Raw genomic sequence first — 12,365 nt, 5'->3', positions numbered from 1 at the left:
ATTATTAACCTGTATATAAATCTTGGCATTTAAACACACATTTTTTCAACAATATAATTAACAAAAAAGTTAATCAAAAATAAAAATGATAACTAAGATTTATATATAAGTTATTGACACCGCTTTCAGCGCGAGTGTATACTGAACCAAAGTTAATCGTTTTCATGATTCTGGTCGGTGAATGATTAACCAAATGATTAGTAATAGGAGGAGAGTTTGTTGAAGAAAAAAATGGGGGTTTCACTGATACTTGCATTGTTAGCGGTAGCGGTACTGGGAGGTTGCGGAAACGGCGACAAGAACACCATTACCTTCTGGACGCCATTGACGGGTGATGACGGGGCTTACATGGATCAGCTCGTTAAGGATTACAATGCCACCAATCCCGAGTATAAAGTGAAGCATGTCATCACTTCCGACATGTATACGAAGATATCCACCGTTATTAATTCCGGCAAAGGCGTTCCCGATCTTTCCATCATCCACGCGGACCGCGTTCCAAGCTTCGTTAAGCAGGGCGTGTTGGAGCCGATGACGGCAGTCATGCAAGCGCAGCCGGAATTGAAAGAGGACAATTATCTGCCGCAGGCCTGGGCAACCGGAAACGTGGAAGGCACCCAATATACGGTACCGCTTGATATCCACAGCAACGCGATGTACTACAACAAAAATCTGCTCAAGAAATACAATGTTGAAAGTTTCCTGGATGACGATGTCGTGACCATCGATGAAATGTTGTCGCTGCAAGGCAAGCTGGATGAGGGCGATTACGTGGTCAATGACGCGCTGTTGGGCTGGGTTGTGTTGGCTCAAATACAGAATCTGGGCGGAGACATCCAGCAAGACGGCAAGCCTGCAGTCAATACGGAAGCCATGAAGCAGGCATTTACGGAGATTAAGAAAATAGCCGACGCGGGTTTAATGACACCATTTGGCGAAGACGGCTACCTGATGTTCCAAGCTGGAAACGTTTTATTCTCCACAGACGGCACGTGGAGCTCGACGGCCCATGCCGCGGTTGACGGCCTTGACTTTGGCGTAACCAACATTTATTCGACGAGTGCGGATAAATATACAAACCGAGCATCCTCCCACCTGTTCTCCATGCTGAAGAACGAGAAGAGAACGGATGAAAAAGAGCAGGCCATCGGCCAATTCCTGGAGTTCATTCGCCAACACTCGATCGAGTGGGCAAAAGCGGGTCAGATCGTAGCGAGTAAACAAGTCATTGAGAGTCCGGACTACAATAACTATATTCAATCATTCTTCACGTCCAACGAAAAAGAAATTGAATCCTTGTACATTTACACTTACGAGTACTATCCATATGTTGCCGAGGCCGTAGATACATATGCAGCGGATATTGTACGGGGCAACGTCGATATCGACGAAACCCTGGCGACGATGCAGAAGTTCGTAGAGGATAAAATCGCAGAAGGCAACAGTGCCGCAAAGTAAATGAAGGCAGAGCCGATTGAAAAAAAGAAAAGCGTCCAAACCTCATGGCGCTTTTCTTTTCCAAAGGAGAAATGAAAGGGTATGAAAAAGAAGTCGCTGACACCTTATTTCTTTGTAGGTCCCCATCTGATTCTATTCATCGTGTTTATTCTATTACCGACCCTATACGGGATCTATGCTTCATTTACGCAATGGAATTTGATCAATGACCCGGTATGGGTCGGCCTGGCCAACTATAAAACGATTCTGTTTGATGCGGAGTCCACCTTCTATACCCAATTTATGAACGGATTAAAAAATACGTTGATCTTCGTAGTTCTGAGCGTACCGATATTAATCGTTATCCCGTTAATGATCGCGGTGTCGCTCGAACACAAAAAAGTAAAAATGAAAAACGTCATTCAATCCATTCTCTATATTCCCGGATTAATTTCGATTTCCGCAGCGGCACTGATCTGGTCATTGATATTTAACAAGCAGCTTGGGATCACGAACAACGTCTTCGGCTCCGAAACGGTCTGGGCCGCCAACCAGCCTTATGCCTGGCTGATCATTATTGTCATTACGGTTTGGGGCGGAGTCGGTGGAAACATGATCATCTACCGGGCTTCCATCAGCGGAGTATCCAAGGATTTGTACGAGTCGGCCGAGATGGACGGAGCGGGGCCCGTCCGCAGATTTTCGAGCATTACGCTGCCCTCCATTCGTTTCCCGCTGATTTATACCTTTGTCATGACGACCGCCGGAGCTTTCAACGTATTCGGTCAGCCATTAATGATGACGGACGGAGGACCCAGACAGAGCACGACGGTATTGATGATGTATATTCGCCAGCTGGCCTTCGGCCACGGGGAATCCATTGCTGGCATGGCATCCGCGATGGCGGTGCTGCTCGGACTGGTCATTCTGGTCATTTCAGCCTTTCAATATTATGTGATGAACCGAAACGCGTCCTAGCGGCATGTTCTGCTTGCAAACGACGGAAACGATAAAAGGTAGGTGTACTGTGCAATGTCGAACCCGGTAGTACATGAAGCGAACGCGGATACTAAGCTTGCCCGCTCCGGTCCGAAGAAGGCTTCAACCAACATTAGCGTGTCCAAATATATGGCTTATACATTTCTCATCCTGTTGTGCGTGATATGGGCGATTCCGGTCATCTTTGGCATTACCACATCGTTCCGGTCCCAGGCGGAGGTCGTATCCAGCGGTTTCAGTCTGCTGCCCGACAACTGGATATTCGATAATTATGTCACGATCCTGCAAAATACGTCGACGGCCCCGATCCTGCGCTGGTTGATGAACTCCGTCTTTATCGCAACGATGCATACGCTGCTGGTGATCGTGGTCATTTCCATCACCGGCTACGGGTACTCCCGCATGAACTTTAAAGGAAGAGACACCTTGTTCTTTACTTTGCTGGGGATTTCCTTCTTTCCCGGAGTCGTGAACCTGATTCCGTCCTACAAAATCATAGATGCGCTGGGGTGGGTAAACACCTCATGGGCGATGATTATTCCAGGTTTGGCAGGCATGGGAAACATTTTCTTGGTCAGACAATTCATGATGGGCGTTCCCAAGGATCTGGACGAATCGGCACGCGTGGACGGCGCGGGTGACTTTAGAATCTATTATTCTATCATTTTGCCGCTGATGAAGCCTGTGTTGATTGTATGCGGCCTGTTTTCATTCACGGGTTCCTGGAATGATTTCCTCTGGCCGGTCATCGTGTATACCGACGTGGAGAAGATGCCGGTTACGGCAGGATTGCTGCTGCTGCAGGACATCTACGGCAATTATCGCATGATCGGACAATTGATGGGTTCCGCGATTCTGGCCATCATTCCGACGCTGCTGTTGTTCCTGTTTGCCCAGAAATATTTTGTGCAGTCGATCAACTTAAACGCGGGTATCAAAGGATAGTTTTTTGAAGAGTGGAAATGAAGAGCAAGTAAACCGAAAGCTAACGAAGTCAAACTACAAGGTATAGGAGTCGTCACCATGACTGAATTATATATAAAAAATCCCCTGATCGAGCAGAGGGCAGATCCCTGGATCTATAAACATAGCGATGGTTTTTATTACTTTACCGGTTCCGTGCCGGAATATGACCGGATCGAGCTTAGACGCTCGGAAACGATCCAAGGGCTTGCGGATGCGGAAGGCATAACGATTTGGCGCAAGCATGATTCGGGTTTGATGAGCGCCAATATATGGGCGCCCGAGCTTCATCACATAGAGGGCAAATGGTACGTGTATTACGCAGCGGCCCATACGTCCGAAACGAGGGACGGGTTGTTTGATCACCGCATGTTCGTGTTGGAGAACGCTTCGGCGAACCCGCTGGAAGGGGAATGGGTGGAGAAGGGACAAGTGATCACGAAGTGGGAGTCTTTTGCACTGGACGCAACCACGTTCGAGCATAAGGGGCAACGATATTATGTATGGGCCCAGAAAGATCCGGCCATTCCGGGCAACTCGAATCTCTATATCTCCTTGATGGAAAATCCCTGGACCCTGACAGGGGAACAGGTTTGCATTTCGGTTCCCGAATATGATTGGGAGAAGATCGGCTATCTGGTGAATGAAGGAGCCGCCGTCCTGAAGCGAAACGGCCGCATATTCATGACCTATTCGGCAAGCGCCACGGACCATAACTATGCGATGGGCCTGCTGACGGCCGATGAGGACAGCGATTTGCTAGATCCGGGCTCCTGGGTGAAGTCACCTTTACCCGTATTTATGACATCGGAAGCCAATGGCCAATACGGGCCGGGACACAACAGCTTCACGGTCTCCGAGGACGGCCTGCAGGACATCCTGGTTTACCATGCCCGTAGTTACAAGGAGATCGTGGGTGATCCGCTATATGATCCGAACCGCCATGCGCGCGTACAGATCATCCGGTGGAATGAAGACGGTACGCCGAATTTCGGTGTGCCGAGAGCGGATCATGCCATGATATCCGAGTCATGACCTTGAAACCGACCCAGCTTAAATGCTGGGTCGGTTTTTTTAAATTCCGAGGCAGGCGGCTGCATAATATTAAATAGGAGAAAAGAAGGAGTCTGCGATACGGATGGAGAAAAAAAGGACAGGAAACCTGTTTGAATGGTTAAGGGTGTAGTAAGAATCGTTTTTATTAACGATATACTTATTTCCTGGTAGGGAGGAATTATAAATGGCAAAGATATTAGTATTGGGCGGAACCCGCTTTTTTGGCAAAAGGCTGGTTAACCGGCTGGTGGCTAACGGCGATGCCGTTACGATTTTGACGCGCGGACAACACCAGGATCCATTCGGGGGTGCCGTTTCGCGGCTTGCCGCGGATCGGAAAGATCCGGAAAGCTTAAAGCAGGCAGTGGGGAGCCAGGATTTTGATATCGTATATGATAATATATGTTATACGCCGGAAGAAGCGGGACAAGCAGCGGATTTATTTGCCGGACGTGTAGGACAATATGTGCTGACCTCCACGTTGTCGGTATATGATTTTGCGGATCATCCGGTGAGGGAAGAAGACTTTGATCCTTACAGATACCCGGTCATGATGAATGAAAGCAGGGACTACAGCTACAAGGAAGGCAAGCGCCAGGCGGAGGCGGTATTGTTCGGTCGCCATAACCTCAATGTAACCGCCGTCCGGCTGCCGATTGTGCTTGGACCGGATGATTACACGCGAAGGCTGCTTTTCCATATTGAACATGCTGCGAGCGGGGAAGCCATTGGTTTGCCGGATCCCGACGCGCAAATCTCGTTTGTGCATGCCGAAGAAGCGGCAGAATTTCTGGAGTGGGCAGGCCGAGTCCATTTGGAAGGCCCGGTTAATGCATGTTCGAGCGGCACGATTTCGGTACGGGAAATGATGGGCTTGATCCAGCAGGAAATCGGGAGGACGGCACCGCTCCAGTCATCGGCGGCACCGGATCACATGTCTCCGTTCGGCATTCCGGGTGATTGGACGATGGATCATGCCAAAGCCGCAGCCGCCGGCTTTAAATTTTGGGATTTGCACGATTGGATGCCGAAATTGATAGCCGAATTGTCCGCCGATTTGAAGGTTCGTTAATGATACGGACGTAGGAAGCATGGGGTTGAAGACGGAAAATAGGGAATTGCCCTGAAAGGAAGATCAGCATGAGCGACAAGATGGAAGCATGGAAAGAGCGTATACAGGAGGCGGAATCCAAGGGAGGTTTATCTCCGGATGCCCTGTCGTTAATCCATGCGATGTATGAAGAAATCGAAGCTTTAACGAGACAGAATGTCAATCTGCGGCGAACCGCCCTAAAAGCAGCCTCCAAAGAAACAAGAATGTCGAGTAAATTGAAGGATGCCCTCATGGAATAACAAATTGGGCCAAAACAAGCAAACACCGGGGAGCGCTCCCCGGTGTTTGCTTTGTATGGGTGAATCAGCTTTTGGACGGCGTTCCTGATTTTGTTGCCGGGCGCTTCTTTTTGAATCTCGGACCGACGTAATTCCGTTTGCGGTCGCGGAACAGAATCCAGCCGCCCAGGAAACCGATGCCGATGACGAACAGGGCCAGTCCGCCAAGAAAAGAAAGCCAACCGAAAGCGGGGTTCGCCACGTTGTCGTCCCCATGCACGGCAATATATAGAAAAACCGCATCCTTCATCATCAAGAAACCCTTCATTGCCATAAAACCCGGAATAACCAAAATCAAGATGGCAATAAAGCGGGAAATTAACATTTTCATAGAAGATTCCTTCCTGCGACTGATGTATTAAACTACCGTTTATCATACCTTTTTCATAAGGGGATGTCTATTTCGATTATGGATGACGATTTTGTAATCCGAAAAAAAGAGAGTACAATGAAAGTGTATAACTGGACTTATGATGGAGGTGCCGTTTGTGGCTATAACATGTGATGTAGCAATTCTTGGCGGAGGTACCGGTGGATATGTTGCAGCCATCCGTGCAGCCCAGCTCGGTAAAAATGTGGTTATCATCGAGCAGGACAAATTGGGAGGGACCTGCTTGCACCGCGGGTGCATTCCGAGCAAAGCATTGCTTCGAAGCGCCGAGCTTTATGCGGAAATGAAGGATAGCGACAGCTATGGAATCGAGACGGACGGAGTCCGTCTATCGTTTAACAAAGTGCAGAAACGGAAGGACGGCATCGTGGAGAAGCTGCACCAGGGCGTCCAATATTTGATGCGTAAAAATAAAATCACCGTCGTGCAGGGCAAAGGGAGAGTTATCGGCCCGTCCATTTTCTCTCCGCGGAGCGGGGCCGTAGCGGTTGAGCTTCCGGATGGCGAGATGGAAACCGTGGTTCCCACCCACCTGATCATTGCGACCGGATCGCGTCCGCGTCACTTACCGGGATTAGAGCCTGACGGCATACATATATTGACTAGCGACCATGCGCTTCAGCTGGATGAGCTTCCCTCATCCATGATTATCGTGGGGGGCGGCGTAATCGGCGTGGAATGGGCCTCGATGCTGAATGATTTCGGAGTTCAGGTCACGATTGTGGAAGCTTCATCCCATTTGCTGCCTACGGAGGATGAGGAGATCGGACGCGAGCTGTCGAAGATGCTCAGCGCCAGGGGCGTAGAGGTTATCACGAACATCAAGCTATTAACCGACAGCTGTGAGATCCGGAATCAAAGCGTGTCCATCGCGATCGAGCATAAGGATGACACAAGAACGTTGTCAGCGGACAAGCTGCTGCTCTCTGTCGGAAGAGTGGGCAATACCGAGAATATCGGACTTGAGAATACCGATGTTCGCGTGGAGAACGGCATCATTGCCGTGAACGGGAATATGCAGACAACGGAGCCCCATATTTACGCGATCGGCGATTGCATTGGGGGTCTTCAGCTCGCGCATGCGGCCAGCCATGAAGGGATTGCTGCCGTGAACCATCTGGCAGGCGAGAAGACGGAGGCCTACCGCAGCGAATGGATCCCGCGCTGTATTTACACCCGTCATGAGGTAGCCAGCGTCGGGCTGACGGAGAAGCAGGCGAAAGAACGCGGACATGAGATCAAGATCGGCAGATTCCCGTTTTCGGCGATCGGCAAATCTTTGATCCACGGAACAAAGGAAGGTTTCGTAAAAGTCATTGCCGATCAGAAGACGCAGGATATTCTGGGAGTGCATATGATGGGTCCGCATGTAACCGAGCTCATTGGCGAAGCGGCTCTTGCACAAGTGCTGGATGCGACCCCATGGGAAGTCGGCACGGCGGTCCACGCCCATCCGTCATTATCCGAAATCATCGGCGAAGCGATGCTTGCCGTGGATGGACGTGCGATCGGTTTGTAGGAATGAGGATATTCTTTTGTGGAATCCCTCATTTCTTTTTGCCGAGAAAGGGATTATAATATCATTAAGCCAAGTCTTAGTACCAGGTTTTAATACTTGATCTAATATGCCTCAAACTCAGGTTGCGAGGCGGATCAAGCCTATAAGTCATGGCTCACATAAAGGAGGGATCTCCATGAAAGAACATGAAACGGTTACGGCAAACAACAATAGGCATGAGCAGCTTGGACTGACCGACGGACAAGTGCTGGACATGTACAAATATATGGTGCTGGCGCGAAAATTCGATGAGCGCAATCTGCTGCTGCAGCGTGCGGGCAAAATTAATTTTCACGTTTCCGGAATCGGGCAGGAGGCATGTCAGGTTGCTGCTGCCTTTGCCCTCGACCGGGAGAAGGATTATTTTCTACCTTACTACCGCGACTACGGATTCGTATTGGCGGTTGGCATGACGCCTCGCGAATTAATGCTGTCGGCTTTTGCCAAGGCCGAGGATCCGAACAGCGGCGGACGGCAGATGCCGGGCCACTTCGGCAGTAAACGCCTGCGGATCGTGACCGGCTCCAGCCCTGTAACGACCCAGGTTCCGCATGCCGTAGGCATCGCGCTTGCCGCGAAGATGCAGAAGAAGGATTTTGTATCGTTTGTTACGTTTGGCGAAGGCTCGAGCAATCAGGGCGATTTCCATGAAGGCTGCAACTTTGCCGGCGTTCACAAGCTCCCCGTCATTATCATGTGCGAGAATAACCAATACGCCATTTCGGTTCCGCTTCATAAACAGATTAGCGGAAAGGTCAGCGACCGCGCGCTCGGGTACGGTTTTCCGGGTGTTCGAGTGGACGGCAACGACGCTCTTGAAGTTTACGCTGCCGTGAAGGAAGCGCGGGAACGCGCGATCCGAGGGGAAGGACCAACGTTGATCGAATCCATGATGTACCGTTTGTCTCCGCATTCCACATCGGATAACGATTTGGCGTACCGGACCAAAGAAGAGGTTGAAGAGAACTGGAAGAAGGACGGCGTCGCCCGTTTCAAGAACTATTTGATCGACTGCGGGCTCTGGGACGAAACACGCGATCAGGATCTGATCGCGCAGTTAAACCTGGAGATCAAAGAAGCGACGGAATCTGCAGACTTGGCTCCGTTTCCGAAGCCTGAAGATACGCTTCTTCACGTATATGCCGATGCTGAAGGAGGCGCGTAAGAGATGGCGGTAATGGAATATATCGATGCAATACGCCTGGCCATGAAGGAAGAGATGGAGCGTGACGAGTCCGTATTCGTGTTAGGCGAGGACGTCGGCGTCAAAGGCGGCGTGTTTACTACCACCAAGGGCTTGATGGATCAATTCGGCGAAATGAGGGTGCTCGATACCCCGCTCGCGGAATCCGCGATTGCCGGCGTGGCTATTGGTGCAGCCATGTACGGCATGAAGCCGATTGCCGAAATGCAATATTCGGACTTCATGTTCCCGGCAACCAACCAGATTATTAGCGAAGCGGCGAAAATCCGCTATCGTTCCAATAACGATTGGAGCTGCCCCGTCGTGATCCGCGCGCCGATCGGCGGCGGAATATTCGGGGGCTTGTATCATTCCCAGTGCCCGGAATCGGTGTTCTTCGGAACGCCGGGATTGAAAATCGTTGCGCCTTACTCGGCCTATGATGCAAAAGGGCTGCTGAAAGCGGCGATCCGCGACCCGGATCCGGTTCTGTTCTTCGAGAACAAGAAATGCTATAAGCTGATTACCGGCGATGTGCCGGACGACGATTACGTTGTCCCGATCGGCAAAGCGAACCTGCTGCGCGAAGGCTCGGATATTACGGTGATCAGCTACAGCCTGCCGCTGCATTTCGCCATGCAGGCAGCCGAAGAGCTTGAGAAGGAAGAAGGCATCAGCGCGCATGTGCTGGACCTGCGTACCATACAGCCGCTGGACCGGGACGCGATCATCGCCGCAGCCCGGGCTACGGGGAAAGTGCTGATCGTTCACGAGGATAACAAGACCGGCGGCGTTGGCGGGGAAGTATCCGCGATCATAGCGGAGCACTGCTTGTACGATTTGGATGCTCCGATCATGCGCCTGTGCGGTCCGGACGTGCCGGCTATGCCAATCAGTCCGCCGATGGAGAAATTCTTTATGCTTAACAAGGACAAAGTCAAAGAATCCATGCGTCAATTGGCGCTTTATTAAGAACAGGGAGTTGTGAGCATGTCCGAAAATCAGAAATTGACCGATGTTACGATGCCTCAGCTGGCAGAATCCCTTGTATCTGCGACCATTGCCAAGTGGCTGAAGAAGCCCGGGGATTCCATTGAGCAATATGAACCGATTTGTGAAGTGATTACCGATAAAGTCAATGCCGAGATTCCATCCACGCTGGACGGCGTCATGGGCGATATTCTTGCCCAGGAAGGCCAAACCGTCAATGTTGGCGATATTATTTGCCGGATCGCGGTCGCTTCGGGAGAAGGGACCGCGCCTTCGCCCCAGCCGGCAGCAGCAGCTTCGGCGAATCCGCAGCAGGGTGCAGGCAGCGAGGAAGGCTCGATGCGTTTCCGATACTCGCCTGCCGTGCAGACGCTGGCCGCGGAACATCAGATCGATCTTTCGAAGGTGCAGGGATCTGGCATGGGCGGAAGAATAACCCGTAAGGACGTATTGGCTTATATCGAAAAAGGGGGAGCAGCCCAAGGCCAAGGCGCTCCTGCCGGATCGGCGTATTTCCCTAGCGCGCAAGCGCAAAGAGAAGCAGTGCAGCCGAGCGGGTCTTCGCCGTTTCAAGGGCTGCAGCATCAGACGCCTGCGGAACCGTCGCCTCCTCTGGGCACAGCCATTCCGGATGTGCGCCATTCGGGGCTGCATTTGACGGAATCGCCGAAAATTCCGACCATTGAAGTGGAGGGCATGGAAGGCGGAAGATCGGAATACTTCATTGATGTAACGCCGATGCGGAATGCCATTGCCCGAAACATGCGACAAAGCGTTACGGAAATACCGCATGCCTGGACGATGATCGAAGTCGACGTGACCAACATCGTGCTGCTGCGCAATCAATTGAAGGATGAGTTCAAACGCAAGGAAGGGGTTAATTTAACCTACCTGGCCTTTTTGCTGAAAGCCGTAGTGAACGCCATTAAAGATTATCCGATCATGAATTCGTTCTGGGCCGTGGATAAAATCGTGGTGAAGCGCGATATCAATCTGTCCTTGGCCGTCGGAACGGAGGATTCCGTGCTGACGCCGGTCATCCACCGTGCCGATCAGAAGAATATCGCGGGCCTTGCGAGAGAGATCGAGGATCTAGCGCGCAAGACACGTGAAGGCAAGCTGAAGCTGGACGATATGCAGGGCGGTACCTTTACGGTTAACAATACGGGGTCCTTCGGCTCGATTCTGTCCTATCCGATCATCAATTATCCGCAGGCTGCGATTCTGACATTTGAATCCATCGTGAAAAAGCCGGTGGTCATCAATGACATGATCGCGGTTCGTTCCATGGCAAACCTGTGTTTGTCCCTGGATCATCGGATTTTGGACGGGGTGATCTGCGGGCGATTCCTCCAGCGCGTCAAAGACAATCTGGAAGGCTACACCCTGGATACGAAGCTCTATTAATCAACGTCTGCTAGCATGATCTGCGGACTGATTCCTCGGAAGAGGTTCGCAGACGTTATTCATATCAAGTCAATCGAAGGGGATTCATCGGTTGGCGGGAACTCTATGAAAGAAGGCGTTAGCACATGAACAAACCGTTAGAAGTATCGTATACGCCGATTGTGGATTACGGCATGGCTTGGGAGCTTCAAAAAAATCATGTTTCCGCCATCGATCAGGGAGAGCGTCACGAGAGTCTGATGCTCCTCCAACATCCTCCGACCTATACGATGGGGTCACAGCGGCATCCGGAGCACCTGCTGCTTAGCAAAGAGGAGTTGGAGAAACAGGGCATCGGCCTGTTTGAAATCGATCGCGGCGGAGATATTACATATCATGGTCCCGGACAGCTTGTCGGGTATCCGCTGTTGCTGCTGGATGGCGGCAAGAATTTGAACCTCCACGGGTTTCTGCGCGACGTGGAGCAGGTCATCATCGATTACTTGGCATCATACGACATCGAAGCAGGCCGAAAACCCGAGTACACCGGTGTATGGGTAGGGGATTCGAAGATCTGCGCCATCGGCGTGAAATTCAACAAATGCCGCCGGCATCGCGGGTTTGTGACAAGCCATGGCTTTGCGTTTAACATTAAATCCGGGATCGCGGATGCGGGATTCTCGGGCATTATTCCATGCGGCATACAGGAATTCGGCGTAACTTCTCTGGAGGATTGCACGGGGCGGAAGTTCGAGGTAGAGGAAGTAGCCCGGGAGATCGTGCCTTACTTCACCCGGGTATTTCCGTATGAGGCTCACTGGCTCTAATAACTTCGCTGCCTAGCGTAGCGTATTGGCGTTAGCGAAGGAACAAAGGCTCCAGGATAACCAGAAGCGTTGATCCGACCATGGCAATCAGCATGAGATAGATCACAATTCGAAACCACTTTTTACGTTGCATTGTGTAACTCCTTTAGAATAAGTTTAATGATGAACATACATGCAGCAGCA

At 51.1% G+C, this 12,365-nt stretch carries 13 protein-coding genes; 11 read left to right on the top strand and 2 right to left on the bottom strand.

Features of this window, described 5'->3' with window-relative positions:
- The first annotated feature begins 216 nt into the window (after window positions 1–216).
- From RB297_RS15960 to RB297_RS15935, 6 genes are all read left to right on the top strand, one after another.
- The gene (locus tag RB297_RS15960) at window positions 217–1,458 is read left to right on the top strand and encodes an extracellular solute-binding protein (protein ID WP_375120936.1); all 1,242 of its coding nucleotides are present in this window, start codon (window positions 217–219) and stop codon (window positions 1,456–1,458) included.
- Between the two features lie 81 nt (window positions 1,459–1,539).
- Window positions 1,540–2,415: a carbohydrate ABC transporter permease gene (locus tag RB297_RS15955; protein ID WP_096773238.1), complete on the top strand. Its 876-nt coding sequence runs from the start codon at window positions 1,540–1,542 to the stop codon at window positions 2,413–2,415.
- 54 nt (window positions 2,416–2,469) lie between these two features.
- Window positions 2,470–3,381, top strand: coding sequence for a carbohydrate ABC transporter permease (locus tag RB297_RS15950; RefSeq protein WP_213577715.1), 912 nt, complete (start codon window positions 2,470–2,472; stop codon window positions 3,379–3,381).
- A gap of 78 nt (window positions 3,382–3,459) precedes the next feature.
- A complete protein-coding gene (locus tag RB297_RS15945; protein ID WP_375120935.1) occupies window positions 3,460–4,434 on the top strand; it encodes a glycoside hydrolase family 43 protein in 975 nt (324 codons plus the stop codon).
- A 205-nt stretch (window positions 4,435–4,639) separates the two neighbouring features.
- The gene (locus tag RB297_RS15940) at window positions 4,640–5,527 is read left to right on the top strand and encodes an NAD-dependent epimerase/dehydratase family protein (protein ID WP_096773241.1); all 888 of its coding nucleotides are present in this window, start codon (window positions 4,640–4,642) and stop codon (window positions 5,525–5,527) included.
- A 68-nt stretch (window positions 5,528–5,595) separates the two neighbouring features.
- Complete coding sequence (locus RB297_RS15935; RefSeq protein WP_096773242.1) at window positions 5,596–5,808, top strand: hypothetical protein; 213 nt, start codon at window positions 5,596–5,598, stop codon at window positions 5,806–5,808.
- A 64-nt stretch (window positions 5,809–5,872) separates the two neighbouring features.
- On the opposite strand, the gene RB297_RS15930 is transcribed toward RB297_RS15935, so the two are convergent.
- Window positions 5,873–6,178, bottom strand: coding sequence for a DUF2627 domain-containing protein (locus RB297_RS15930; RefSeq protein WP_009595214.1), 306 nt, complete (start codon window positions 6,176–6,178; stop codon window positions 5,873–5,875).
- 157 nt (window positions 6,179–6,335) lie between these two features.
- Here RB297_RS15930 and lpdA point away from each other — a divergent pair, with 157 nt between their 5' ends.
- From lpdA to lipB, 5 genes are all read left to right on the top strand, one after another.
- Window positions 6,336–7,757 carry a dihydrolipoyl dehydrogenase gene (lpdA, locus tag RB297_RS15925; RefSeq protein ID WP_096773243.1) on the top strand — a complete coding sequence of 474 codons (1,422 nt, stop codon included), beginning with the start codon at window positions 6,336–6,338 and terminating at the stop codon, window positions 7,755–7,757.
- A gap of 175 nt (window positions 7,758–7,932) precedes the next feature.
- Complete coding sequence (locus RB297_RS15920) at window positions 7,933–8,961, top strand: thiamine pyrophosphate-dependent dehydrogenase E1 component subunit alpha (protein WP_096773244.1); 1,029 nt, start codon at window positions 7,933–7,935, stop codon at window positions 8,959–8,961.
- A gap of 3 nt (window positions 8,962–8,964) precedes the next feature.
- Window positions 8,965–9,951: an alpha-ketoacid dehydrogenase subunit beta gene (locus RB297_RS15915; RefSeq protein ID WP_015734474.1), complete on the top strand. Its 987-nt coding sequence runs from the start codon at window positions 8,965–8,967 to the stop codon at window positions 9,949–9,951.
- 18 nt (window positions 9,952–9,969) lie between these two features.
- Entirely contained in the window at window positions 9,970–11,376 is a 1,407-nt protein-coding gene (locus tag RB297_RS15910) for a dihydrolipoamide acetyltransferase family protein (RefSeq protein ID WP_375120934.1), read from the top strand.
- A gap of 125 nt (window positions 11,377–11,501) precedes the next feature.
- Window positions 11,502–12,182, top strand: coding sequence for a lipoyl(octanoyl) transferase LipB (gene lipB / locus RB297_RS15905; RefSeq protein WP_096773246.1), 681 nt, complete (start codon window positions 11,502–11,504; stop codon window positions 12,180–12,182).
- A gap of 31 nt (window positions 12,183–12,213) precedes the next feature.
- On the opposite strand, the gene prli42 is transcribed toward lipB, so the two are convergent.
- Window positions 12,214–12,315 (bottom strand): stressosome-associated protein Prli42, encoded by a 102-nt coding sequence (gene prli42 / locus RB297_RS15900; protein WP_015734477.1) that lies wholly within the window; start codon window positions 12,313–12,315, stop codon window positions 12,214–12,216.
- Between the last annotated feature and the right edge of the window lie 50 nt (window positions 12,316–12,365).

Source organism: Paenibacillus sp. CR_12, assembly GCF_041953985.1.
Classification (GTDB): Bacteria; Bacillota; Bacilli; order Paenibacillales; family Paenibacillaceae; genus Paenibacillus_AQ; species Paenibacillus_AQ lautus_A.
Note: the sequence above shows the minus strand (reverse complement) of the source record. Positions and strands in the feature narration are given on the sequence as shown.

Bases quoted from the DNA above. Each gene is read 5' to 3' on its own strand.
- RB297_RS15955 (WP_096773238.1), top strand. From the start codon at position 1,540: ATGAAAAAGAAGTCGCTGACACCTTATTTCTTTGTAGGTCCCCATCTG.
- RB297_RS15950 (WP_213577715.1), top strand. From the start codon at position 2,470: ATGTCGAACCCGGTAGTACATGAAGCGAACGCGGATACTAAGCTTGCC.
- RB297_RS15945 (WP_375120935.1), top strand. From the start codon at position 3,460: ATGACTGAATTATATATAAAAAATCCCCTGATCGAGCAGAGGGCAGAT.
- RB297_RS15940 (WP_096773241.1), top strand. From the start codon at position 4,640: ATGGCAAAGATATTAGTATTGGGCGGAACCCGCTTTTTTGGCAAAAGG.
- RB297_RS15935 (WP_096773242.1), top strand. From the start codon at position 5,596: ATGAGCGACAAGATGGAAGCATGGAAAGAGCGTATACAGGAGGCGGAA.
- RB297_RS15930 (WP_009595214.1), bottom strand. From the start codon at position 6,178: ATGAAAATGTTAATTTCCCGCTTTATTGCCATCTTGATTTTGGTTATT.
- RB297_RS15920 (WP_096773244.1), top strand. From the start codon at position 7,933: ATGAAAGAACATGAAACGGTTACGGCAAACAACAATAGGCATGAGCAG.
- RB297_RS15915 (WP_015734474.1), top strand. From the start codon at position 8,965: ATGGCGGTAATGGAATATATCGATGCAATACGCCTGGCCATGAAGGAA.
- RB297_RS15910 (WP_375120934.1), top strand. From the start codon at position 9,970: ATGTCCGAAAATCAGAAATTGACCGATGTTACGATGCCTCAGCTGGCA.
- lipB (WP_096773246.1), top strand. From the start codon at position 11,502: ATGAACAAACCGTTAGAAGTATCGTATACGCCGATTGTGGATTACGGC.
- prli42 (WP_015734477.1), bottom strand. From the start codon at position 12,315: ATGCAACGTAAAAAGTGGTTTCGAATTGTGATCTATCTCATGCTGATT.